General features: G+C 74.3%; 31 protein-coding genes. 11 read left to right on the forward strand and 20 right to left on the reverse strand.

All coding sequences use genetic code 11. The annotated features are described in order from the left end of the window. Positions 1-96: 96 nt before the first annotated feature. Positions 97-747 carry a thiol:disulfide interchange protein TlpA gene (gene tlpA / locus MOX02_RS12595; protein ID WP_147026142.1) on the reverse strand — a complete coding sequence of 217 codons (651 nt, stop codon included), beginning with the start codon at positions 745-747 and terminating at the stop codon, positions 97-99. A gap of 45 nt (positions 748-792) precedes the next feature. Here tlpA and argH point away from each other — a divergent pair, with 45 nt between their 5' ends. The 3 genes from argH (at position 793) to MOX02_RS12610 (ending at position 3,462) form a co-directional block, all read left to right on the forward strand. Beyond that, complete coding sequence (argH, locus tag MOX02_RS12600; RefSeq protein WP_147026143.1) at positions 793-2,184, forward strand: argininosuccinate lyase; 1,392 nt, start codon at positions 793-795, stop codon at positions 2,182-2,184. 95 nt (positions 2,185-2,279) lie between these two features. Continuing rightward, the gene (locus MOX02_RS12605; protein WP_147026144.1) at positions 2,280-2,582 is read left to right on the forward strand and encodes a hypothetical protein; all 303 of its coding nucleotides are present in this window, start codon (positions 2,280-2,282) and stop codon (positions 2,580-2,582) included. A gap of 208 nt (positions 2,583-2,790) precedes the next feature. After that, positions 2,791-3,462: an invasion associated locus b family protein gene (locus tag MOX02_RS12610; protein WP_147026145.1), complete on the forward strand. Its 672-nt coding sequence runs from the start codon at positions 2,791-2,793 to the stop codon at positions 3,460-3,462. Between the two features lie 133 nt (positions 3,463-3,595). Here the strand turns inward: MOX02_RS12610 and MOX02_RS12615 are convergent, their stop codons facing one another. Together MOX02_RS12615 and MOX02_RS12625 are read right to left on the reverse strand one after the other, a co-directional pair. Then, positions 3,596-3,925, reverse strand: coding sequence for a hypothetical protein (locus MOX02_RS12615; protein ID WP_238179554.1), 330 nt, complete (start codon positions 3,923-3,925; stop codon positions 3,596-3,598). Positions 3,926-4,330: 405 nt separating this feature from the next. Beyond that, a complete protein-coding gene (locus MOX02_RS12625) occupies positions 4,331-5,038 on the reverse strand; it encodes an HAD family hydrolase (RefSeq protein ID WP_238179556.1) in 708 nt (235 codons plus the stop codon). Positions 5,039-5,263: 225 nt separating this feature from the next. Between MOX02_RS12625 and MOX02_RS12630 the strand changes: the two genes are divergently transcribed. Further along, positions 5,264-5,584, forward strand: coding sequence for a PetM family of cytochrome b6f complex subunit 7 (locus MOX02_RS12630; protein ID WP_147026146.1), 321 nt, complete (start codon positions 5,264-5,266; stop codon positions 5,582-5,584). A 7-nt stretch (positions 5,585-5,591) separates the two neighbouring features. Here the strand turns inward: MOX02_RS12630 and MOX02_RS12635 are convergent, their stop codons facing one another. Both MOX02_RS12635 and MOX02_RS12640 read right to left on the reverse strand, forming a co-directional pair. Then, entirely contained in the window at positions 5,592-6,098 is a 507-nt protein-coding gene (locus MOX02_RS12635; protein ID WP_147026147.1) for a response regulator, read from the reverse strand. A gap of 55 nt (positions 6,099-6,153) precedes the next feature. After that, complete coding sequence (locus tag MOX02_RS12640) at positions 6,154-7,263, reverse strand: histidine kinase dimerization/phosphoacceptor domain -containing protein (protein ID WP_147026148.1); 1,110 nt, start codon at positions 7,261-7,263, stop codon at positions 6,154-6,156. Positions 7,264-7,593: 330 nt separating this feature from the next. Here MOX02_RS12640 and msrA point away from each other — a divergent pair, with 330 nt between their 5' ends. Further along, positions 7,594-8,250: a peptide-methionine (S)-S-oxide reductase MsrA gene (gene msrA / locus MOX02_RS12645; RefSeq protein ID WP_147026149.1), complete on the forward strand. Its 657-nt coding sequence runs from the start codon at positions 7,594-7,596 to the stop codon at positions 8,248-8,250. 93 nt (positions 8,251-8,343) lie between these two features. Beyond that, positions 8,344-8,847 carry a TIGR00645 family protein gene (locus MOX02_RS12650; protein WP_147026150.1) on the forward strand — a complete coding sequence of 168 codons (504 nt, stop codon included), beginning with the start codon at positions 8,344-8,346 and terminating at the stop codon, positions 8,845-8,847. A 37-nt stretch (positions 8,848-8,884) separates the two neighbouring features. Here MOX02_RS12650 and mepA read toward each other — a convergent pair whose 3' ends face one another. Continuing rightward, positions 8,885-9,829, reverse strand: a complete 945-nt coding sequence (gene mepA, locus MOX02_RS12655; RefSeq protein WP_147026151.1) for a penicillin-insensitive murein endopeptidase — start codon at positions 9,827-9,829, stop codon at positions 8,885-8,887. A gap of 114 nt (positions 9,830-9,943) precedes the next feature. On the opposite strand from mepA, the gene MOX02_RS12660 reads away from it, so the two are divergent. After that, positions 9,944-10,321, forward strand: coding sequence for a PRC-barrel domain-containing protein (locus tag MOX02_RS12660; RefSeq protein WP_147026152.1), 378 nt, complete (start codon positions 9,944-9,946; stop codon positions 10,319-10,321). A 71-nt stretch (positions 10,322-10,392) separates the two neighbouring features. On the opposite strand, the gene MOX02_RS12665 is transcribed toward MOX02_RS12660, so the two are convergent. The 11 genes from MOX02_RS12665 to MOX02_RS12715 form a co-directional block, all read right to left on the reverse strand. Next, on the reverse strand, positions 10,393-11,007 hold the full coding sequence (locus tag MOX02_RS12665) for a ParB-like protein (RefSeq protein WP_147026153.1): 615 nt from the start codon (positions 11,005-11,007) through the stop codon (positions 10,393-10,395). Positions 11,008-11,091: 84 nt separating this feature from the next. Beyond that, complete coding sequence (locus tag MOX02_RS12670) at positions 11,092-11,508, reverse strand: EVE domain-containing protein (RefSeq protein ID WP_147026154.1); 417 nt, start codon at positions 11,506-11,508, stop codon at positions 11,092-11,094. Between the two features lie 68 nt (positions 11,509-11,576). Beyond that, positions 11,577-12,056, reverse strand: a complete 480-nt coding sequence (locus tag MOX02_RS12675; protein ID WP_238179958.1) for an opioid growth factor receptor-related protein — start codon at positions 12,054-12,056, stop codon at positions 11,577-11,579. Continuing rightward, a complete protein-coding gene (locus tag MOX02_RS12680; RefSeq protein WP_147026155.1) occupies positions 12,053-13,057 on the reverse strand; it encodes an NAD(P)H-dependent glycerol-3-phosphate dehydrogenase in 1,005 nt (334 codons plus the stop codon). The genes MOX02_RS12675 and MOX02_RS12680 overlap by 4 nt, the downstream gene beginning before the upstream one ends. After that, positions 13,054-13,926 (reverse strand): GNAT family N-acetyltransferase, encoded by an 873-nt coding sequence (locus tag MOX02_RS12685; protein WP_147026187.1) that lies wholly within the window; start codon positions 13,924-13,926, stop codon positions 13,054-13,056. The genes MOX02_RS12680 and MOX02_RS12685 overlap by 4 nt, the downstream gene beginning before the upstream one ends. A 26-nt stretch (positions 13,927-13,952) precedes the next feature. Continuing rightward, positions 13,953-14,993 (reverse strand): tRNA (adenosine(37)-N6)-threonylcarbamoyltransferase complex transferase subunit TsaD, encoded by a 1,041-nt coding sequence (tsaD, locus tag MOX02_RS12690; RefSeq protein WP_147026156.1) that lies wholly within the window; start codon positions 14,991-14,993, stop codon positions 13,953-13,955. 103 nt (positions 14,994-15,096) lie between these two features. Further along, positions 15,097-15,399 carry a PIN domain-containing protein gene (locus MOX02_RS12695; RefSeq protein ID WP_174804918.1) on the reverse strand — a complete coding sequence of 101 codons (303 nt, stop codon included), beginning with the start codon at positions 15,397-15,399 and terminating at the stop codon, positions 15,097-15,099. Further along, complete coding sequence (locus tag MOX02_RS12700) at positions 15,399-15,698, reverse strand: hypothetical protein (RefSeq protein ID WP_147026158.1); 300 nt, start codon at positions 15,696-15,698, stop codon at positions 15,399-15,401. Before MOX02_RS12700 ends, MOX02_RS12695 begins: the two co-directional genes overlap by 1 nt. Positions 15,699-15,780: 82 nt before the next feature. Further along, positions 15,781-16,320 carry a hypothetical protein gene (locus MOX02_RS12705; RefSeq protein WP_147026159.1) on the reverse strand — a complete coding sequence of 180 codons (540 nt, stop codon included), beginning with the start codon at positions 16,318-16,320 and terminating at the stop codon, positions 15,781-15,783. 4 nt (positions 16,321-16,324) lie between these two features. Then, positions 16,325-16,534, reverse strand: coding sequence for a TOBE domain-containing protein (locus MOX02_RS12710; protein WP_147026160.1), 210 nt, complete (start codon positions 16,532-16,534; stop codon positions 16,325-16,327). 104 nt (positions 16,535-16,638) lie between these two features. Then, positions 16,639-17,010, reverse strand: a complete 372-nt coding sequence (locus MOX02_RS12715) for a DUF2293 domain-containing protein (RefSeq protein WP_147026161.1) — start codon at positions 17,008-17,010, stop codon at positions 16,639-16,641. 150 nt (positions 17,011-17,160) lie between these two features. Between MOX02_RS12715 and MOX02_RS12720 the strand changes: the two genes are divergently transcribed. Together MOX02_RS12720 and MOX02_RS12725 are read left to right on the forward strand one after the other, a co-directional pair. Continuing rightward, on the forward strand, positions 17,161-17,442 hold the full coding sequence (locus tag MOX02_RS12720; RefSeq protein ID WP_147026162.1) for a hypothetical protein: 282 nt from the start codon (positions 17,161-17,163) through the stop codon (positions 17,440-17,442). Between the two features lie 30 nt (positions 17,443-17,472). Then, positions 17,473-18,438 carry an ABC transporter ATP-binding protein gene (locus MOX02_RS12725; RefSeq protein WP_147026163.1) on the forward strand — a complete coding sequence of 322 codons (966 nt, stop codon included), beginning with the start codon at positions 17,473-17,475 and terminating at the stop codon, positions 18,436-18,438. Between the two features lie 82 nt (positions 18,439-18,520). Here the strand turns inward: MOX02_RS12725 and rpsD are convergent, their stop codons facing one another. Further along, complete coding sequence (gene rpsD / locus MOX02_RS12730) at positions 18,521-19,138, reverse strand: 30S ribosomal protein S4 (RefSeq protein ID WP_109889321.1); 618 nt, start codon at positions 19,136-19,138, stop codon at positions 18,521-18,523. Between the two features lie 188 nt (positions 19,139-19,326). Further along, positions 19,327-19,506: a hypothetical protein gene (locus MOX02_RS12735; RefSeq protein WP_147026164.1), complete on the reverse strand. Its 180-nt coding sequence runs from the start codon at positions 19,504-19,506 to the stop codon at positions 19,327-19,329. 192 nt (positions 19,507-19,698) lie between these two features. Between MOX02_RS12735 and MOX02_RS12740 the strand changes: the two genes are divergently transcribed. Continuing rightward, positions 19,699-19,932, forward strand: coding sequence for a hypothetical protein (locus MOX02_RS12740; RefSeq protein WP_147026165.1), 234 nt, complete (start codon positions 19,699-19,701; stop codon positions 19,930-19,932). Between the two features lie 8 nt (positions 19,933-19,940). On the opposite strand, the gene murI is transcribed toward MOX02_RS12740, so the two are convergent. Next, entirely contained in the window at positions 19,941-20,807 is an 867-nt protein-coding gene (murI, locus tag MOX02_RS12745; protein WP_147026166.1) for a glutamate racemase, read from the reverse strand. Positions 20,808-21,113: 306 nt separating this feature from the next. Between murI and egtB the strand changes: the two genes are divergently transcribed. Then, positions 21,114-22,400, forward strand: coding sequence for an ergothioneine biosynthesis protein EgtB (egtB, locus tag MOX02_RS12750; protein WP_147026167.1), 1,287 nt, complete (start codon positions 21,114-21,116; stop codon positions 22,398-22,400). Positions 22,401-22,419: the final 19 nt, after the last annotated feature.

A 22,419-nucleotide genomic window follows, 5' to 3' on the forward strand; every position in this document is an offset into this window, starting at 1 on the left:
GCCAACACCTCTCCCGGACGGGAGAGGGGACCCGCGCCTTCCACCTCACCCGGACGAGGGGGGACGTCGCGGGTGGCCTGCCCTCCGGACCTGCCGTCAGGATCTGGCGTCGGAGCCCAGCACCGCGCGGATGAGGCGCCTGCCGTCCTCGCTCGACCACTCGGCCGGGCCCTTCATGACGCCGATCTCGCAGCCGCCCGCGTCGATCAGGATCGTGGTGGGCAGGCCGGTGGAGCCCGTGTCCCGCTGCACCGCCGGCAGGACGCGGCCGCCCGGGTCGGCGTAGTAGGCGAGCCGCGCGATGCCGTTGTCGCGCATCCAGGCCGGCGGCCGGTCGAGGTTGCGCGTGTCGAGGTTGATCGCCACGACCTGGAAGGCCGGGCCGCCGAGCTCGGCCTCGAGCCGGTCGAGGGCCGGCATCTCCGCCTTGCAGGGCGCGCACCACGTCGCCCACAGGTTGACGAGGAGCGCCCGCCCCTTGAGCGCGGCGAGCGAGGTCTCGGCCCCGTCCGGCCCCTTGAAGACGAGGTCCGGCGCGGGCTTCGGCGTGTCGAGGAGCTGCATGGCGGCGACCTCGCCGCGGGCGTGGGGGGCGGCCCGCGCGATCGCCGCGGCGGCGCCCGCGCAGGGGCCGGCGGCGTCGGGCCCGTTGCCGCCGCGGCCCGTCCCGTATAGGGCGAGGCCGGCGCCGAGGACGGTGACGAGGGCTGCCCCCACGGCGAAGGCGGCGAGGCGACCGGGCCTCATCCTGGCGTTCCCGCGACGGGCCGGTGCGGCGAGAGGATCTGAGTCATGAGCAACCGGATGTGGGGCGGGCGCTTCGCGAGCGGCCCCGCCGAGATCATGGAGGAGATCAACGCCTCCATCGGGTTCGACAAGCGCCTCGCGCCCCAGGACATCCGCGGCTCGCTGGCGCATGTGGCGATGCTGGGGGAGACCGGCATCCTGCCGGCCGAAGATGTGGCCGCGATTTCCGCCGGGCTCAAGACGGTCCAGGCCGAAATCGAGTCCGGGCAGCTCGCCTTCAGGCGCGAGCTCGAGGACATCCACATGAACGTGGAGAGCCGGCTCACCGAGATCGTCGGCCCGGCGGCCGGGCGCCTGCACACGGCGCGCTCGCGCAACGACCAAGTCGCCACCGACATGAAGCTGTGGGTGCGCGACACCCTCGACAGTCTCGACCTGCAGGCCGCCGACCTGCAGCGGGCGCTGGCCGAGAAGGCGCGGGCGCACGCCGCCACGGTGATGCCGGGCTTCACCCACCTGCAATCGGCCCAGCCGGTCACCTTCGGCCACCACCTCCTCGCCTACGTGGAGATGCTGGGGCGCGACCGCGGGCGCCTCGCCGACGCGCGCGCCCGCCTCAACGAGTGCCCCCTCGGCGCGGCGGCGCTCGCCGGCACCTCCTTCCCGATCGACCGGCACGCCACCGCCGCGGCCCTCGGCTTCGACCGGCCGACGGCGAACTCCCTCGATTCGGTGGCCGACCGCGACTTCGCCCTCGAGGCGCTCGCGGCGGCGGCGATCTGCGCCGTGCACCTGTCGCGCTTCGCCGAGGAGCTGGTCGTCTGGACCTCGGCGCAGTTCGGCTTCGTGCGGCTGTCGGACGGGTTCACCACCGGCTCGTCGATCATGCCGCAGAAGCGCAACCCCGACGCGGCGGAGCTGGTGCGGGCCAAGGCCGGCCGCGTCATCGGCGCGCTGTCGGGCCTGCTCATCGTGATGAAGGGGCTGCCGCTCGCCTACTCGAAGGACATGCAGGAGGACAAGGAGGGCACCTTCGACGCGCTCCAGACCCTGTCGCTGTGCCTCGCGGCGATGACCGGCATGGTGCGCGACCTCGAGCCGGTGGCGGAGACGCTGGCGCGCGCCGCCGGCTCCGGCTACGCCACCGCCACCGACCTCGCCGACTGGCTGGTGCGCGAGCTCGGCCTGCCCTTCCGCGACGCCCACCACGTCACGGGTCGCCTCGTCGGCGCGGCCTCCGCCCGCGGCGTCGGGCTGGAGGAGCTGTCGCTCTCCGAGATGCAGGCGGCCGAGCCCCGCATCACGCAGGCCGTCTACGCCGTGCTCGGCGTCGGGAACTCGGTCACGAGCCGCACCAGCTACGGCGGCACCGCGCCGGACAACGTGCGCGCCCAGGCGGACCGCTGGCTTGCACAGCTTGGCCGGGGAAAGGGCTGAAAAACGTGCAGGCAACCCTCACCTATGAGCGTGCGTTCACGGCTCAGCTATGTGAACCTCGCTAAGAGGCGGTCCGAGCGCATCGGAGAGCGTACATGCCCCTTGAGAGTTGGATCACGCCGGAAGAGACGGCCGCGCTGGCGGCCGAGGCGGCGGCCCGGATCGACGCGGCCCTGACCGGCCATGCCGCGACCGACCGGGACGCCTACTGGGCCTCCGTCCGCAAGGCCTACAACACCCCCTACAACGACCCGGCCCCGCGCGAGCGCCCGGCCCCCGTCGAGGCGCCCGCCCCCGCGCCGGACCTGCCCGCCGCCGCGAGCCCGCTGCCCGGCCTGCCGGCCCCGGCCGTGATCGCCGGCCTCGGCGCCCCGCCGGCCGAGATCCACGCGGCCTGAGGTCGGCGCCCCCCCTCCTCGCCGCCCCTCCTCGCCGCCCCTGTTGCCCGCGCCTCTTGCCCGCGCCTCTTGCCGAGCGCGCGCCCAAGCTTCACAAGTTGCCCGAGAACGAGCCCTGCCGCGGCGCGGGGACCGCCGCGCGCCCGCGCCGCCGCCCCCCGGCGGCGCCGGGACGCGGCGGCGCGTGCCGCCACCTCAGGATGTGTCGATGCTTCGTGTTGCGCGCTGCCTCACCGCCGGCTCCCTCGCCCTGGCGGGCCTCGCCGCCCCGGCGCTGCCCGGGATCCCCGGCCTCTCCGTGACGGCGGCGCTGGCGCAGGAGGCCGAGCCGGCGCCGACCTCCCGGCGGCGCGGGCGCGAGCGGGGGGCTCCGAAGCCGACCGCGGCGCCGCCCGGCATGCAGCAGGCGGTGCCGCTCGCCACCTTCGGGGACTGGAACGTCTTCGTGAACGGCCAGGGCAAGGCGCGGATGTGCTACGCCATCGCCCAGCCGACGACCCGCTCGCCCGCCTCCCTGAAGCGCGACACCGCCTACCTCTTCGTGACGGTGCGCAAGGGCGAGAACGTGCAGAACGAGGTCGCGGTGATGCTCGGCTTCCCCTCGAAGCCCGCCGCCGCGCAGGTGAAGCCGGGCTCGCCCCCGGCCCCCACCGACCCGACGCTCAACCTCGGCAGCACGCGCTTCGGCCTCGTGGTGAAGGACGGCAACGCCTGGCTGCAGAACCCGGCCGAAGAGGCCCGGGTCGTGGCCGAGATGAGCGCGCGCAACCCCAAGCTCGTGATCAAGACCACGTCGCAGCGCGGCAACCCGACGAGCGACGAGTACGCCCTCGGCGGCTTCGCCGAGGCGATGCGCAGGACGCGCGAGGAGTGCAAGTAGGCCCACGCCGCAAGGAGGCCCACGCAAGGAGGCCCACGCCCCCGAGAGAGCGCGGCCGTCTCCCCGGGGCCGGCCCCGGGGAGGCTCCGCTCCGGCCTGGAATGTCGGCGGCCGGGCCCCGGCCGCCCCCGCGTCAGACCGCCCGCAGCCGCCGCGCGGCCTCGTGGCGGGGACGGTGGGCGGCGTGGCGGGCGCGCTCGCGAGCGGCGCGGGCCGCCTGCTCGACGCTGCGGAAGACCGTGCCGTCGAGGGCGTCGAAATCGCGGGACGACGAGAAGAAGCGCACGCCGCCGTGCTCGGGCACGGCGATGCCCGCCGTCAGCTCGCCGATCTCGATGATGCGGGTCGGCGCCCGCTCGCCGTAGGGGCGGGCGCGGGCGGGGGCGGCGAAGGGGGCGGCGAAGGGCTCGGCGAGCGGCAGGGTCTCGGCGAGGGCGTGGCTGCCGGCGTGAAGCTGGGGCATCGGACGAAGAACTCCCTGGGCCGGATCGGAACCGGCCGTGCGATAGCTGGACGATGTGACGGTGGAATGAGCGTCAGCGTCGACAGCAGTCGCGGGATCGGCGCGGCCGGGCGCGCGCGGCGGAGGGCCCTGGGAAGATCTGGCAAACGGTCACGGCAAGTCATCCTCTCATCGAAGGACCACGAGGCGCGAGTGCTTCGCGGTGCTTTAGCGTTTGATGACGCGGCGCAAGCTACACACTTCAAATCACCGCGGCCGAACGACATCGAAAGACCTCGCCCGACAGCTTTAGGATGGTGCCGTTGACCTTCTCCGTCAATGGTATGGTTTTTCGAATGCGCGCGGTTCCTTAGGCCAAACGTGGCCTTTACGGGACCCGCGCAGCCGCTTCCTTCGCCGCGCGCCTCAGGCCAGGGCGGCGATCACGGCGGCGAGGTCGCGGTGGTCCGAGAAGACCCGAGCCGCGCCGGCGGCCGCGAGGTCGGCGCCCGCCGGGTCGTGTCCCCAGTGGCCGCCCCCCGTGAAGCCGACGACGCTCATCCCCGCGGCGCGGGCGGCCGTGACGCCCGGCACGCTGTCCTCGACGACCAGGCAGGCGGAGGGTTGCGCGCCCATGCGCTCCGCCGCGTGCAGGAACAGGTCCGGGAAGGGCTTGCCGCGGGCGACCTCGGCGGAGGAGAAGACCCGCCCCGCGAACAGCGGCATCAGGCCGGTCAGCGTCAGGGTGTGGGAGAGGCGCACCGGGTCGCTGCTCGACGCGACGCAGCTCGGGATGCCCAGCGCGCGGACCGCCTCGGCGATGCCCGCCATGGCGGCGAGCTCCCGGTCGAAGGCGGCGAGCGTGTCCGCCTTGACCCGCTCGACGAAGCCCTCCGGCGCCGCCACGCCGTAATCGTTCGCGACGTGCCCCATGATCGAGGGCATCGAGGTTCCGGCGAAGCGCGCCCGCACCGTCTCGACGTCGATGGCGACGCCGATCCCGTTGAGGGCCGCCGTCAGGCAGCCGAGGCTGATCGGCTCGCTGTCGATGAGAACGCCGTCGCAGTCGAAGATCACGAGCTCGGGCCCGCGCGCCTCCGCCAGGGCCCGCAGGCCGCCTCCGCTCCCGTCCAAACGCACGACCTCCCGCTGAGCCGGACGGCGCTGTGGCACGCCGGTGCGGCGGGGGCAACCGGCCGGATCGCCGCCCGGCCGGCCCGCGTTCCGCGCGAGCCCGGCTCCGATCCGCGCCCGCGCGGCGCGCTCCTCGCTTGCGCGGGGCTCGGCGGGCCCCTACTCCACCGCCGGTGGCGGCCCGTGCCGGGCCGGCCGACGGGGCCCCGAGGTCGAAGACGCGCGATGTTCCGCTTCCTGCTCCGCTTCCTCGGCTACCTGCTGCTCGCCGGCGGCTTCGTGGCCCTCGTCTACGACGGTGCCAGCTCGATCGCGAACAACGGGCTGCGGGTGACGCCGCTGAGCGACCTCCTCTTCACCCTGTTCAAGGACAGGGCGAGCGCCCTGCAGGCCACGGTCGAGGGCGTGGCACCCTGGCTCTGGCAGGTGCTCGTGCTGCCGCTGACGCTGGCGCCGGCCTCGCTGCTCGGGCTCGGCCTCGGCGCCATCCTGCTCTGGCTCGGCCAGCCGGCCCGCGAGCCGATCGGCTTCCTGACGCGGCCCTGACGCGCCTCTAGCCGGCGAGCGCCCAGCGGACGGCGTAGGCCGGCGTGATGCGCAGGCCCGGCGGCGGCGCGAGGCTCGGGGGCGGATCGAGCAGGGCCTCCTCCAGGAAGGCGAGCGCGGTCTGCAGGCCGTGGAGCGTGTAGGGCTTGGCGATGACGCCGAGCGCGCCCGCGTAGTCGTCGCCGGGGTCGTTGTCGCCGACCGTGCCGGGCGGGCGCTCCGCCTCGTCGCCGAGGGGCACGCGGCGCTCGTTCGCCGTCACGAAGATGACCGGGATGCGCCGGGTGCGGGTGAGGCTGCGGCACACGGACAGGCCGGTCTCCCCGTCGCAGAGGCGCAGGTCGACCAGGGCGAGATCCGCCTCGAGGGTGGGCACGAGCCGCAGCGCCTCGCCCCCTGACATCGCGGTCCCGGCGACGCCGTGGCCCGCGGCCTCGATCAGCGCCTCGAGGTGCATCAGCAGGAGCGCCTCGTCCTCCACGACGAAGATCCGGAGCGGCCGCGGGTTCATCATCGGGGGGCCTCCGGCGGGCGGACGGGACCTCGGCAGGGTCCGCTACAGAGATGGCTCAGCCCGCCGGGGCGTCAACCGGCGCGGGGAGGCCCACGGAGGCCGGCATGGCCACCACCACCCGCGTGCCGGAGCGCGGCCCGCTCTCGACGGCGAGCCGGGCGCCGAGCTGGCGGGCCAGGGTGCGCATCAGCGCCTGGCCGAAGGAGCCCTTCGGCTCGTCCGCCGGCGGCATCCCGACGCCGTCGTCCTCGACGACGATGCGCAGGTCCTCCGCCAGCCCCACCCGGATCGCGATCGTGCCGGGCCGGCCCGCCGGGAAGGCGTGCTTGAGGATGTTGGTCACGATCTCGTTGAACAGCAGGGCGAGGGCCACCGACTTCTCGGCATGGACCAGCACCGGGGCGAGATCGAGGGCGACGCGGATGTCGGAGCGCCCGCTCGCGCCGATCATGTCGGCCACGAGGTCGCGCACGAGCCCGGCGACGTCGACGCGGGAGGCGGACTCGGACTGGTGCAGGCGGCGATGCACCGTGCTCAGCGCCTCGACCCGCTGCAGGGTCTCCATCATGGAGGCGCGCGTCGCCGGGTCGTCGATGCGCTGGCTCTGCAGGACGATCATCGCGGCGATCATCTGGAGGTTGTTCTTCACCCGGTGGTCGATCTCGTGGACCAGGGTGGTCTGCACCGCCAACGCGTCGTGCAGCGCCGTGTTCGCCGCCTCCCGCTCCCGTACCAGCCGGTAGCGCTCGGTCACGTCGAGCTGGGCGGCGAAGAAGAACTGCAGCTCGCCGGTCTCGGCGTGGACCGGATTCAGGTGGAGCGCGTTGTGGAAGGTCGAGCCGTCCTTGCGGTAGTTCAGGAGGTCGATCGCGATCGCCTGCTCGGCCCGGATCGCCTCCCGCACCCGGGCGACGGCATCCGGGCAGGTGCCGGGGCCCTGCAGGAAGCGGCAGTTGCGGCCCGTGACCTCGTAGCGCTCGTAGCCCGTCATGCGCAGGAAGGCCGGGTTCGCGAACACGATCGGGTTGTCGTGCCGGCGCGGGTCGGTCACGATCATCGGCAGGTGCGTCGAGCGGACGATCGCCGAGAACGAGTCGGCCTCGCCCCTCTCCGCGCGCTCGGCGCGCCTGCGGCCCGCGAAGCGCGCGGCGTCGGCCTTGTCCATGCTCTCTCCCCCGAACGCTCGGAAGCCCCGAAGGCCGCGCGCCGCATCCCCGAACGCGACGCTAGCGCGGGGCGGCCTTTAGTCAAGTCTTTCTCTAAGTTATATTTTCGATGACAACCGCCGGTCATGAATTTGTATTTGATGAAACCGGAGATTACCAGACGAAAACAGTATCGGCCGTTCAGATGAGCAATCCAGACGCCGGTGCCCCGTCCGGCCGCCTCGCGGCGCCGCCGGACCGCGCCGGGCGTGCCCCCGCTTCCGCGCGCGCCCGCGGCACCCCATATCGGGGCGAGAGTTCGTGCACGGATTCGTCCGAGAGGAGTGACGATGTTCCTGTTCCGCAAGCGCGCCGAGATGCCGAGCCCCGCCGACGCCCTGCCCGGCCGGCCCGACCCGATCCCGACCGCCGAGACCCACTTCGTGAACGGGCGCCCGCTCAAGGGGCCCTACCCCGAGGGGATGCAGTCGATCGTGCTGGGCCTCGGCTGCTTCTGGGGCGCCGAGCGCAAGTTCTGGGAGCTGCCCGAGGGCATCCACGTCACGGCGGTCGGCTACGCGGCCGGCCACACCCCGAACCCGACCTACGAGGAGGTCTGCTCGGGCCTGACCGGCCACAACGAGGTGGTGCTCGTGGTGTTCGACCCCGCCGTGCTGCCGCTCGACGCCGTGCTGAAGACCTTCTTCGAGAGCCACGACCCGACCCAGGGGTTCCGCCAGGGCAACGACGTCGGCACGCAGTACCGCTCGGGGATCTATCTCACCGACCCGTCGCAGGAGGAGACCGCCCGGCGCGTGCGGGCGGCCTACGCCGAGGCGCTGAAGGCCCGGGGCTACGGCGACGTGACCACCGAGATCCTGCCGCTGAAGGACTTCTACTTCGCGGAAGGCTACCACCAGCAGTACCTCGCCAAGAATCCGGGCGGCTATTGCGGGCTCGGCGGCACCGGCGTCTCCTGCCCGGTGGGCACGGGCGTGGCGGCCTGACGCCGCTCACGCCCCGTCTTGCCCAAGCTCCGTCTTGCCGGTGTCGCGCGCCCGTGCGACACCGCCGCTCCCTGACGGAGGAGATGAGCGACGATGCTGGAGCGGACGTTCGAGCGGGCCCTGTTCGCGTGCCGGTGGCTGCTCGCGCCGTTCTACGCGGCCCTGGCGATCGGCCTGTTCGTCCTGCTCGTGAAGCTGCTGCAGGAGCTCGGGCACTTCATCCTGCACGCCCTCGACTCGAACGAGTCGCAGACGATCCTCGGCGTGCTGACGCTGGTGGACCTCTCGTTCACCGCCTCGCTGCTCATCATCGTGATGTTCTCGGGCTACGAGAACTTCGTCTCGAAGTTCGACCACTCGGACCATAAGGACTGGCCCGAGTGGATGGGCACGATCGACTTCACGGGGCTGAAGCTCAAGCTGATGTCCTCGATCGTCGCGATCTCGGCCATCCAGCTCCTGAAGGCCTTCATGGACGTGAAGGCGAACACGGACCGCGAGCTCGGCTGGCTCGTCGGCCTGCACATGGTGTTCGTGGTCTCGGGCCTGCTGATGGCGCTGACCGACCGGGTCGCTGCCGGCCACCACGACAAGTAGCCGGCCTCCGGCCCTCTCCCAGCCCCTCCCCCGGCCCTCAGCGGGCCTTGAGCACGGAGCGGCAGGCGGGCGGGAGCGCGGCCAGGGTCATCGGCGGCCGCGGCTTCGGCTTCACCTTCGGCGGCTTGGGGTGCAGCACCGCGTCGCTGAACCAGTAGGCGAGCTCGTCGCCGCAGCCGTCGCCGGGAGGCGGCGGGGCCTGGTCGTCGCACGCCTCCGCGCCGCCCGGGCAGGCGAGGCGGATATGGTAGTGGTAATTGTGCCCGTACATCGGGCGCACCTTGGTGAGCCAGCCGCGGTCCCCGCCCGCCTCGCGGCAGAGCGCCTTCTTGATCGCCGCGTTGACGAAGATGCGCGCCACCTCCGGCTGCTGGGCGGTGAGGCGGATCAGCCGCGTGTGGGCCGGCGTCCAGACCTGCGGGTCGATGTCGAGGCGGTCGGACCGCACCATGTCGGTGGCCGACGTCTCCTCGCGCTCCAGCCGGCTCATGCGGTGGCCCGGCATCGGGGTGAGCCAGACGTCGGCGTCGAGGCCGAGCTGGTGCGAGGCGTGGCCCGTCAGCATCGGGCCGCCGCGGGGCTGGGACATGTCGCCGACGAGGAGGCCCGGCCAGCCGACCTTCGGCGCCTTGGCGGCGAGCCGCTCCATGAAGTCGACGAGGTGGGGCGTGCCCCACATCCGGTTGCGCGACAGCCGCATCACCTGCCAGGTCGCCCCGTCGACGGGCAGGGCCTCGCCGCCCGAGAAGCAGCCCTTGGCGTAGGAGCCGTAGGCGCGGGCGGGGCCCGGCGCCGGGGTCGCGGCGCGCCCGAACAGCTCCTTGGCGGCCACGCTCGGCGCATCCGGGTCGGCGAGCGGGGGCAGCGGCCTCGGGTTCACGCTGCCCTTGTCCTGGGCGCGGGCGCCGGGCGCGGCGACGAGGATCGGGACGAGCGCCGCGAGGGCGACGGCGAGGCGGGGCAAGCGCGGCTGTTTCGGCATGGAGGGCAGGCTATCCGGTCGGGAGCCCCCGCGTCGAGGGCTGAGAATCGCGCCGGAACGTCGCCGCGGGGCGGGGCGTTTTTCGGGCATCGAAACAACCGGAAGTTCGCGACAGTGAATGACGCACCTCTGGATACGGGCCCGCGCAGCCTCATCGCCAGCGACCGGGTGATCGGCACCGACGTGCGGCGGCCGGACGGCGAGCGGGTCGGCCGCATCGAGCGGCTGATGCTCGACAAGGCGTCGGGCCGCGTCGCCTACGCGGTGATGAGCTTCGGCGGCTTCCTGGGGCTCGGCGAGAGCTACCACACCCTGCCCTGGGCGGTGCTGCGCTTCGTGCCGGACTTCGACGCCTACGTGGTCGACGTCACCGAGGCGCAGCTGCGCGCCGCGCCCCCGCGCACCCCCGAGGGCACCGACCCGGCGGAGGACAGCGCCTGGGAGGAGCACATCCACCGCCACTACAACGCCGCGCCCTATTGGGGCGTGTGACGGGCTCGCGCCCTGTCGGGGCGTGTGACGGGCTCGCGCCCTGTCGGGGCGTGTGACGGGCTCGCGCCCGCCTACGTGACCGGGCCGCACCAGCCCGGCAGGTAGCCGGCCTCGGGGGATTTCGCGAGGGCCATCGCCTGCTCGAGGGCGGCCGCGAAGTCGGACGCGATGCGCTTCTCCTTGACGGTGCGGCGCAGGAAGTCGGCCCACAGGAACTCGCTGAAGGGCGTCGTGTCCTTGGCGAAGCCGCCGGCCCGGCGCAATTCGCCGGCCAGGCTCCGGTAGGGGTCGTCGGCGAGGTCGGCCACCGCCTTCGGGATGTCCTTGAAGGCGGCGCGCACCCCGTCCGGGCCGTAGGGGTGCACCCAGGCCCGGTGGTCGCAGACCGTCCAGAAGGCGTCCTTGTCGAGCTTGTGCAGGTCCGCCACCACGGTGACGAGCACCGTCTCGACGCCTTCGAGCGCGAGGGCGCGGGCGAGGTGGTGATGGTCGATGACGTAGTGGCGCTTCTTCGGCCCGAGCAGGGTCGGGATCATGTGGGCGCCCAGGAACTCGGCCTTCTTGTCGGCCGGGTGCTCGCGCCAGCGGCGGCGCTTCTCCTCGACCTCGCGGTAGCCGACCGTCATCTGCGTCGGGCGCAGCTCGGAGATCGGGACGGGCTTCAGGATCGGTTCGCGGATCGCCATCGGGGCACTCGGGCTGTTGCCGTCGCCCCAGAAACACCCGTCCGCACGGCCGGGAAAGCGGCGCGCGGTCACGCTTTCGTGTGTTCAGCCGAGGCCGCCCATCGCCCGGACGAGGCGCCACTCCGCCTCGGTCACCGGCTGGACCGAGAGACGCGAGTTGTTGACGAGGACCATCTCCTTCAGGCCCGGCTCGGCCTTGATGGCGTCGAGGCTCACGGGGCGGGGCAGCGCCTCGACGGCGCGCACGTCGACCATGCCGAAGCGCCCGCTGGCGTCGGTGTGGTCCGGATAGTAGGGGCGGATCACCTCGACGATGCCGACCACCGCCTTGCCCTCGTTCGAGTGGTAGAAGAAGCCCCGCTCGCCCACCTGCATGGCCATCATCTGCTGCTTGGCGAGGTGGTTGCGCACGCCGTTCCAGTCGGTGCCGCCCTCCCCGGCCGCGACCTGCTGGTCCCAGGACCAGGTCGCGGGTTCGGACTTGAAGAGCCAGTGCGCCATGACGTTTCCCCGTGAGCGGGGCCGTCCTTACAGGCTTTCGGGCGCGGCTCCCACCGGGCGCTGCCCGCTCATCCCCCGGAGAGCGCGGCCTGCCAGTAGCGGAGGCTTCCCGGATTGACGGGGGCGCCGGAGGCGGCGTTCCGCCCCGCGACGAAGGCGTGGAACTCCGCCGCCTCCTCGGGCGAGGCGAGGTCGCGCACGGCCGCCAGGATGCGGGTGATGCGCAGGTGGTTGTGGTCGTGGGGGCGCAGCCACCCGTCGGTGCCGGCGTAGAAGCGGCGCATCCGGGCGAGCGCCGCGCGCAGGCCCTCCCGCGCCGCCGGATCGGCGCGGATCGCCGCCGCCTCGGCGGCCGTGAGCACGGGGGCGCCCGGCACCGCCCGGCTCGCCTCGGGCAGGGGGAAGCACCACTGGATGAAGTCGTGCACGCCCTCGATGCGGGCGTCGTCGAAGGCGAGGATGTCGGCGAGGCGCCGGCCCGCGCCGTCGCGGCCGGAGCCCGCCAGGAAGGCGTGGATCGGCAAGGCGTGGATCGGCCCCGCGCTCACTCGGCCTCCCCCTTCAGCGGGCGCGCGAGGAGCCGCGCGATCACGGCCTCGACGCTCGCGGCCTCCGCGACGACGGCGGCCACCGCCTCGGCCACCGGCATCTCGACCTCGCGGGCGCGGGCGAGCGCCACCAGGGCGGCGGCCGTGAAGGCGCCCTCGGCGAGCTTGCCGCCCGCGGCCGCCTCGGGGCTCGCCCCCGCGCCGAGGCGCTCCCCGAAGGCGAAGTTGCGCGATTGCGGCGAGGAGGCGGTGAGCACGAGGTCGCCGAGGCCCGACAGGCCCATCAGCGTCTCGGGCCGGCCGCCGTAGGCGCGGGCGAAGCGCATCAGTTCGGCGAAGGCCCGGGCGATGAGGGCGGCGCGCGCGCTCTCGCCGAGGCCGCGGCCCGCCACGATGCCGGAGGCGATGGCGAGCACGTTCTTGCCCGCGCCCCCCACCTCGACGCCGCGCACGTCGTCCGTGTGGTAGAGGCGCAGCGACGGGCCCGAGAGGGTGCGGGCGAGATCGGCCGCGAGCGCCCCGTCCTCCGCCGCCAGGGTGACGGCGGTGGGCAGGTTGCGGGCGACGTCCGCCGCGAAGCTCGGCCCGGACAGGACCGCCACCGGCGTGCCCGCGGGCAGCACCTCGGCCGCCACCGCGCTCATGAAGGCGTCGCTGCCGCGCTCGATGCCCTTGGCGCAGAGCACGACCGGGGCGCCGGCCGCGAAGTGGGGCCCGAGCCGCCCGAGCACGCCCCGCATGGTCTGGGCCGGCGTCACGAGGAGGAGGGCCTGCGCGCTTGCCAGCGCCTCGGCCTCCGCGGTGGCCCGGATGCGCGCGTGGAGCGGCACGCCGGGCAGGTAGCGGGCGTTCTCCCGGGTCTCGTCGAGGCGGGCGGCGGCCTCGGCGTCGCGCAGCCAGAGGGTGACGGGGTGGCCCGCGGCCGCGGCGGCGTTGGCGAGCGCCGTGCCCCAGGAACCACCGCCGACGACCCCGATGGAACGCGTGTCCGGTCTCGTCATGCGGCGGCTCCGTTCGCGGCGTGAAACTCCGCCGCCGAGAGACGATACAGCACGTGCCGGCGCAAGGGGCTGTCGGCCGGCACGCCCGGGTGGTCGAAATCCTCCGCCGGGTCGCGGCGCATGCCGAGCCGCTCCATCACCCGGCGCGAGGGCGCGTTGCCGGCGGCCGTGAAGGCGAGGACGTCCCCGATCCCGCAGCGGCCGAACAGGTCGCCGAGCGCGAGGCGCGCCGCCCGGGTGGCGAGCCCCCGTCCCCAGCCCGGCCGCGCGAGGCGCCAGCCCACCTCGACGGCGGCGCCCGCCCGCTCGCCGCCCCGGAACGGCATCGGCCGGACGAGGCGCATCGACCCGACGAAGCCGAGGAAGGGCTCGCCCGGCATCTCCAGCGCCCAGGGGCCGAACCCGTCCGCCGCGAAGCGCCGGTCGAGGCCGCGCGCCTCCCGCAGGCTCTCGGCGGGCGTCTTCAGGGCGGGGAAGTGGCGCATCACCGCGGGATCGGCGTTGAGGGCGGCGAAGGGCGCGTCGTCCGCCCGCCGCCAGCGGCGCAGGGTGAGCGCGCCCTCCCGCAAAGCCTCCGGGGCGGGCGGCACGGAGCGCTTGCCGCGCCAGCGCAGGGAGCGCCCGTCGAGAAGGACGAGGTCCGCGCGGTCGGCGAGCACCGCCTCACCGAGCTCCACCGCGGCGGCGAGGCGCGCGGGCGGCATGTTCGCCCAGGCGGGCGGGGCCACGCTCTCGCGCCAGGGCCCGCCGCAGGTGTTGTCGAGGAGGATCCGCGCGAAGCAGTGGTCGAGGCGCACCGGCCAGTCGGGCCGGCCGCGCGCCGCCTCCGGCAGGCGCCGCTCGACGAGGTCGCGCCAGCGCGCCTGCATCTCCGTCGCCGCGGGGCGCGCCCGCCTCACGCGGCCTTCGGCTCCGCGAAGGGCCAGCGGGCGCGGGCCGGCGCCGTGAGGTCGTCCACGAGGCCGAGGCGCAGGCGCTCCAGGCCCGCCCAGGCGATCATGGCGCCGTTGTCGCCGCAGAGGTTGAGCGGGGGCGCGACGAAGGCGAGGCCCGCCTCGCCGGCCTGGGCGGCGAGCGCCCGGCGGATGGCGCCGTTGGCCGAGACGCCGCCCGCCGCGACGAGGGCGGTCGGGTGGCCGGCCACCTCCGCGAAGGCGCGCAGGCCCACCCGCAGCCGGTCCACCACCACGTCGACGACGGCCGCCTGGAAGCTCGCGCAGAGATCGGCGACGTCGCGCTCGGCCAGCGGCGCGATCCGCTCCGCCTCGATGCGCAGGGCGGTCTTGAGGCCGGAGAGGGAGAAGTTCGCCTCGTGCCGGCCGAGCATCGGCCGCGGCAGGGCGAAGCGCTCGGGATCGCCGCCCTCCGCCATGCGCTCCACCTCGGGGCCGCCCGGGTAGCCGAGGCCGAGGAGCTTGGCGACCTTGTCGAACGCCTCCCCGATGGCGTCGTCGATGGTGGTGCCGAGCCGCACGTAGTCGCCCACGCCCTTCACGGCGACGAGCTGGGTGTGGCCGCCGGAGGCGAGGAGCAGCAGGTAGGGGAAGGCGAGCCCGTCCGTGAGGCGGGCGGTGAGCGCATGCGCCTCCAGATGGTTGACGGCGAGGAGGGGCTTTCGCGCGACGAGGGCCAGCGTCTTGGCGGTGACGAGCCCGATCAGCACGCCGCCGATCAGGCCCGGCCCCGCCGCCACCGCGATCCCGTCGACCTCCGCGAGCCGCATCCCGGCCGTGTCGAGGGCGCGGGCGATCAGCCGGTCGAGCACCTCCACGTGGGCGCGGGCGGCGATCTCGGGCACGACGCCGCCGTAGGCCGCGTGCTCGGCGATCTGGCTCAGCACCTCGTTCGCCCGGATCAGGCCGCGCCCGTCCTCGCCGGCGGCGACGATGGCGGCGGCGGTCTCGTCGCAGGTGGTCTCGATGCCGAGGACGTTCATTCTGGGGCCGATCCGGTGAGGGAGCCGCACCCTACCCGGCCGGGCCGGGCGGGGGCAACGGATTGACGCGGCCTCGGCGTCGCCCTCCCGCAGGGCCTGCCGGTCACGGCGCCCCGCGAAGCGGGTTGACGACCCGGACGCCGCCGAAATCCGTCTCGTCGTCGGTGACCACCACGCAATCGTTCGCCTGCGCCAGGGCGGCGATGATCGTGTCGAGCGCGCCGCGGGGCCGTCCCCGCCGCCGTCCGGCGGGCTTCTCGAGGATGCCGCGGCGGATCTCGGCCACCGTGAGGGAGGCGATGTGGAGGTCCTCGTCGTTCCGCCCGGCCATCCAGGCGACGAGCGGCTCGGAGGGGGATGCCTTGACGAGGTTGCTGATGATAGTGGTGTCGAGCAGGTAGCGCATCAGAGATCGACCGCGCGGCCCTCCTCCCGCGGCCGGTCGAGGTCGAGATCGGCCCCGACCCTCGGGGAGCGCCTGAGCGCCGCCAGGATGCCGCCCCGGCGGGGAGGCTCGTCCGCGATCGACCGGCCGACCACCGCGCGCAGAGCCTCCGCCTCGGGCGTGTCCTCCGCGAGGCGGCGGGCGAGCGACCGGATCAGCTCCCGGTCGGTCTCGCGGCCGAGCACCTCGAAGCGCGCGAGCCCGCGCGCCCCGAGGCGGGAGCGGTCGTTTCGGACGGCGCGGCGCTGCGACCGACTCAACGGCGATCCCCGGTGTTCCCGGGAATACAGCCGGGCAGAACTCGCGCTCATGGGCCGAGGCCAGCGTCCTCGGGCGCCCGCCTCACTCGGCGGGCGCGATGGCGATCTTGATCGCGTCCCGCTTCGCGCCGCTCACCTCGATCAGGATCGGCGTCGTCCCGAACTGGTAGCGCACGCTCTTGCGGATGGCCGGGCAGTCGCGCTTCACCGTGAAGGCGGTGGGCGGGCGCGCGGTCTTGCCGTCCTGGCTCACGTCGATCCAGGCGTCCTCCGAGAGGGTCACCTGGTAGAGGCCCGGCGTCGTGAGCGCGGGGAAGCGCAGGATGCCGCCGTAGGTGCCCGGCGCCGGCTCCTTCGAGGGCGGCACCGGGAACTCCACCTCGGCGTCCGGCCTCAGCTTGAGCACGGCGCCCGGCATGTCCGCCGCGACCGTGTCGCCCGAGGCGACCTCGCCGAGGCCCGGGGCGGAGAACCACGCGAGCTCCCGCATCAGCGACCAGTCGAAGGCCGTGCAGGCCGGCGGGATCGGGGCGGCCTCGCCCTGCGCCCGCGCTGCCGAGACGGTGACCGAGAGGGTGGCCAGGAGGCAGAGGGAGAGGCCGAACGCTGCGGGCCGGCGCATCGGCTCAGTCCACCGCCACCATGACGTCGGACGCCTTCACGACGGCGTAGGCCGGGGATCCGTTCGCGAGCTTGAGGGCGTCGACCGAGTCGTTGGTGATCGAGGCGGTGACGACCTGACCCGGGGCGACCTCGATCTTCACGTGGGCGGTGGTGGCGCCCTTCTCGACGGAGACGACGGTGCCCTTGAGGACGTTGCGCGCGCTGATCTGCATCGATGCACTCCCGATCTTCCTGTGCCGGCGCGGGTCGCGCCGCTGCCCGTCCTATACACGAGCGCGGAGCCCGCCACCTCCCACGGGCGCGCGGGAGCAGCCCCTCACGGGGCGTTCTCCCCATCCGCCTCGTCCTCCGGAGCCTCGTCCGCGCTCTCCTCGGGGATCGGGGCGGCGCCCCAGGCGACGAGCGCCTCGTTCAGGTCGTCGAGGACGAAGTGGCGGGCGCTGTCGCGGTCGTAGCCGTCGGCGAGCAGCGCGTCGTACTCCGTGAAGACGTGCCGGGCGTAGGCCGTCAGCGCGAGGCGGGCGGCGGTCTCGGGGGCGGCGCCGCGCAGCCCCGGGCTCGCCAGCGCCCGGTCGAGGGTGGCCTCGTGCTCGAAGGCGGGCAGGCGCGGGGCGAGCCGGCGCAGGGCGCGGGCGACCGCCTCGCGCCGGTCGCGCGGCGGTCCCTCCTCCGGGACGGGCCGCCTCACGCCGGGCTCCCGGCCGGTGCGGGCCCGCACAGCGCGGGGCGTCCGCACGCCATATTTCCCGCCCTCGCCCGTGCTAACGCAGGCGAGACGCCCCCGCCGGTCCCCGGAGATCGCAGCGCCGGGCCGACCTTTCGCGAGGCATCGTTCCCCATGCGTGTATCCCCGCGCCGCCTTCTGGCCGTCGCCCTCATCACCGCCCTCCCGCTCCCCGCCCTGGCGCAGCCCGGCGACAAGGCCGGGGCGCCGACGACGAACCGCACGGTCACCGCGACCGGCGTGACGAAGCCGCCCGCGGCCTCGACCTCCGGCTCGAACCTGAGCCCGGCCGTGCGCACCGAGATGGCCAGGGCCGAGAAGGCCGCCGCCGAGCGCAACCGGGCCTGGGACTCCAAGATGCGGACCACCATGGGCTCGATCTGCCGGGGCTGCTGAGCCGCCCCCGCCCGGCGCCGGGAGGCGCCCGTGATCCGCTTCGAGGGCGTCGGCAAGCGCTTCCCCGGTGCGCCGGCCCCGGCGGTCGACCGCCTCGACCTGACGGTGCCGCAGGGCCGCACCTGCGTGCTGATCGGCCCCTCGGGCTGCGGGAAATCCACGACGCTGCGCATGGTCAACCGGCTGGTCGAGCCCGATACCGGGCGGATCACGGTGGACGGCGCCGACGTGCGGGCCGCGGACCCGATCGCCCTGCGGCGCCGGATCGGCTACGTGCTGCAGGGCGTCGGCCTGTTTCCCCACTACAGCGTCGGGCGCAACGTCGCCACCGTGCCGGAGCTGCTCGGCTGGCCGGCCAGGCGAATCGCCGCCCGCGTCGAGGCGATGCTCGACCTCGTCGGCCTCGACCCCGCCCTCTACCGCGACCGGCGGCCCGACGCCCTCTCGGGCGGCCAGCGCCAGCGCGTCGGCGTGGCCCGCGCGCTCGCCGCCGACCCGCCGGTGCTCCTGATGGACGAGCCGTTCGGCGCCGTCGACCCCGTGGCGCGGGCGCGCCTGCAGGAGGAGATCGGCGCCATCCTGCGGCGCCTGTCGAAGACCGTGCTGCTCGTCACCCACGACATCGACGAGGCGATGCGGATGGGCGACCAGGTCGCGCTGATGCGGGAGGGCCGCCTCGTGCAGGCGGACGCGCCGGAGCGGCTGCTCGCGGCCCCGGCCGACCCGTTCGTCGCCGCCTTCGTGGGGCAGGACCGGGCGCTGCGCCGCCTCGCGCTCCTCACCGCGGGCGAGGCGGCGCGGCCTCTCGCGGAGGCCGGGATCACGGGCCTTGAGATCGCGGGGCCGGAGATCGCGGCCGGGACGTCGCTGCGCGACGCCCTCGCCCTGATGCTGGCGCAGGGGGCGGACCGCGCCCGCGTCACCGGCGGGCCGGAGCCCGCCCTGCTGACGCTCGAGGCGATCCGGGCGGCCGCCGCGGTGGAGGCGGCCTCCTGAGGGGGCCGCCGGCGGGCTCGACGAGAAAAAGGGCCGCCCCGGCGGGACGGCCCTCTCGAACGACGGGTCCTGTGCGGACGGGTCAGCGGGAGTAGAACTCGATGACGAGGTTCGGCTCCATCTGCACCGGGTAGGGCACCTCGGAGAGGCCCGGCACGCGGGTGACGCGGGCGGTCATCTTCTGGTGGTCGACCTCGATGTAGTCCGGCACGTCGCGCTCGGCGAGCTGGCTCGCGACGACCACGATCTCGAGCTGGCGGGACGCCTCCTTCACCTCGATCACGTCGCCGGGCTTCACGAGGAAGCTCGGGATGTTCACGCGGCGGCCGTTGACCTTGACGTGGCCGTGGTTGACGAACTGGCGCGCGGCGAACGGCGTCGCCACGAACTTCGCGCGGTACACCACCGCGTCGAGGCGGCGCTCCAGCAGGCCGATCAGGTTCTCGCCCGAGTCGCCGCGCAGGCGGATCGCCTCGGCGTAGTACCGGCGGAACTGCTTCTCGGTGATGTTGCCGTAGTAGCCCTTGAGCTTCTGCTTGGCGCGCAGCTGCGTGCCGAAGTCGCTCATCTTGCCCTTGCGGCGCTGGCCGTGCTGGCCGGGGCCGTACTCGCGGCGGTTCACGGGGCTCTTCGGGCGGCCCCAGATGTTCTGGCCCATGCGGCGATCGAGCTTGTGCTTCGCCTGAACGCGCTTCGACATCGCGTATCCTCTGACACGATTCACTACGAGGAACGCGCCCTCCTCTTCCGCCCGGAGGCGGACGACAGGGCGGTGTTGAGGCCGCCCACGGGTGCGTGTGAAAAAGCCACGGGGCCCCTCATCGGAGCCCCGCGAACCGTGCGTCCATAGTTCAGACGGGCGGACCCGTCAATCCGGCCGGGCGCCGCTCAGCGGGCGCCGGTCGAGGACTTGCTCGGGTCGGTGGCCGAGCCCGGATTGTTGCCGGAGCTGGTGCTGGCGCCGCTGCTGTGGCCGCTGCTCGGCGCGTTGCCGGCCCCTTGAGCGAGCGCGAGGCTTGCGCTGCCCGCGAGGAGCGCGAGCGCGATCAGGGGTGCGTGGAGCTTCATGGGGTTCCTCGTCTGTCGTTCTGTGGCGGGCGTCTTCGGTCCCGCGTCCCGGGGTCGGGGCGCGGCGTGCTCGGCCAACGGCAAGCGGCGCGCGCCTGTTCCACGACACGATCGCGTGGGCGGGCGAGCGATCCGGCGCGACGCGCGTTGGGGGTACGACCGTCCCGATCCTCGAGCCCTCAGGACCGACCGATGCCGCCTCGCCCCGCCTGCGCCGCCCTCCTCGCCCTCGCGGCGGCGCTCCTCACGGCCACGCCCCGGCCGGTCGCGGCGGGGCCGGCCCAGTCCTACCTGTTCGGGGAGCAGCGCTTCCGCAACGCCTGCCGGCCGCCGCTCAAGTACGCGGCGGGCGCCTGCCTGCGCCGCTGCCCGGCGGGCTACCAGGACATGGGCCGCACCTGCCGCCTGCGCAACATGCGCTGGTGAGCCGGCGCTCACTGGAGGGTGAGCGGCATCGGCTCGACGGCGACCTCGTGCAGGCCGCGCCGGGCGAGCGAGCGCCGCAGGGCCTCGCCGAGGCCCGCGCCGCCCGTGAAGGCGCCGAGCACCGGGGCCTCGCCGGGCTCGCCGGGGCCGAGGAGCTGGGTGACGCGCCGCGCGATGGCCGGCGCCGGGTCGATCCAGGTCACGGGCCAGGGGGCGAGCCGCTCGAAGCGGGGCAGCAGCAGCGGGTAGTGGGTGCAGGCGAGGCAGACCACGTCCGTGCGCGCGCCCGCCGCGTCCGTGACGAAGCAGGGCGCGATCTCGGCGGCGAGCGCCGCGTCGTCCACCGGCGCGCCGGCGAGCTCCGCCTCCGCATAGTTCGCGAGGTTCGGCGAGCCGACGAGGCTGATCCGGCATGCGCCCGCGTAGGTGCGGATCAGGTCGTGCGTGTAGGCGCGCGCCACCGTGCCGGGGGTGGCGAGCAGCGAGACGAGGCGCGAGCGCGTCGTCTCGGCGGCCGGCTTGATCGGCGGCACCACGCCGACGAAGGGCGTCGGGAAGCGCTGGCGCAGGGCCGGCAGCACCAGCGTCGAGGCCGTGTTGCAGGCGATCACCACGAGGTCCGGCCGGTGCAGGGCGAGGAGGCGCTCCATCACGGCGAGCACGCGCGCGACGAGGACGCCTTCCGCGAGGCGCCCGTACGGGAAGGCGGCGTCGTCCGCGGCGTAGACGTAGCGGGCGTCGGGCCGCGCCCGCCGCACCTGCTCCAGCACCGTCAGGCCGCCGAGCCCGGAATCGAACACCAGGATCACGGGCTGCGGCGCCGGGTGGAGAGCTGCCGCGGAGAGGGTGGCCCCGGCCATGAGATCGATCCGCATCTGATACGCGCCCGGCACCGTGCAATCGGGCCGAGTGTCGGTGGGCGAGGGTTAAGGCCACCTCACTGAGGCTTGAAAAAGGCCGCGCCCGGCGGCCGGTCCCCGGTAACCACCGGCCCGCGTCCCGCGAAGGGCCCTGGTCGGTCCGGCTGCGCACAATCGAACGCCCGCCGCCCTGCCGCCCCGCTGCGACGAACCGGCCGAGGTTGGCGAGCGTTGCAGAATGCGCGGCGGCACATATGTGCTCGGACCGGGCGCGTTTCGAGGACGGAATTCTCCCCGCCCGCCGGACAGAGGAACATCGGCATGGCAGCCTCTTCTGCAGCCACCCTGGCGGCGAGCCCCGCGCCCCGCGGGCGCGCCGGGCGCAGCGCCTTCCCGCCGCCGCCGGTGACGGCGCGCCCGGTCGACCGGGACGCCTGGATCGCCGCCTTCCGGCAGGTGCGCGACGAGACGGAAGCGCGCGCCGCGCCGCTCTCGCCGGAGGACCAGCAGGTCCAGTCGATGGCCGACGCGAGCCCCACCAAGTGGCACCGCGCCCACACGACCTGGTTCTTCGAGCAGTTCCTGCTGCGCGAGCACCGGCCCGGCTACCGCATCTTCGACGAGCGGCTGCACTACCTGTTCAATTCCTACTACGTGGCGGCGGGGCCCCGGCAGCCGCGGATCAGCCGCGGCCTGATCACCCGGCCGACCGCGGCCGAGACCGCCGCCTACCGCTCCTACGTGGACGAGGCGGTGGAGGCCCTCCTCGCCGAGGCGTCGCCGGAGGCGCTCGGGCGGGTGCTGCCGATCCTCGAGATCGGGCTCTACCACGAGCAGCAGCACCAGGAGCTGATCCTCACCGACATCCTGCACGCCTTCGCGCAGAACCCGCTGGCGCCCGCCTACGACCCGGGCTGGCGCTTCCCCCGGCCGCAGGCCGCGGAGGGTGCCGCGGCGCTGCCCGCCGGCCTCACCCGGATCGGGCACGAGGGCGAGGGCTTCTCCTTCGACAACGAGTCGCCCCGCCACGACGTGCTGATCCTGCCCGGCGCGATCGACCGTGCCCTCGTCACCAACGCCGAGTGGCTCGCCTTCATGGCGGACGGCGGCTACGCGCGGCCCGAGCTCTGGCTCTCGGACGGCTGGATCGCGGCGCAGACGGAGGGGTGGGAGGCGCCGGGCTACTGGCAGCGCGAGGGCGCGGCCTGGCTCACCATGACGCTCGCCGGGATGAGGACGGTCGACCCCGACCTGCCCGTCACGCACATCAGCTACTACGAGGCCGACGCCTACGCCCGCTGGGCCGGGCGCGACCTGCCGACCGAGGCCGAGTGGGAGGTCGCCGCCCGCGACGGCGGCCTCGCCGACGCCTTCGGCCTCGTCTGGCAATGGACCCGCAGCGCCTACAGCGCCTACCCGGGCTACCGGCCGCTGCCGGGGGCGCTGGGCGAGTACAACGGCAAGTTCATGTCGAACCAGTTCGTGCTGCGCGGCTCCTCCGTGGCGACGCCGGCCGGCCACGCCCGCCTGCCCTACCGCAACTTCTTCTACCCGCATCAGCGCTGGCAGTTCACCGGCCTGCGCCTCAGCCGGCAGGCCAGCGCCTGACCTCCCCCTCGCGCCCGGA

Origin of the sequence: Methylobacterium oxalidis, from assembly GCF_007992195.1 — a bacterium.
Taxonomy (GTDB): domain Bacteria; phylum Pseudomonadota; class Alphaproteobacteria; order Rhizobiales; family Beijerinckiaceae; genus Methylobacterium; species Methylobacterium oxalidis.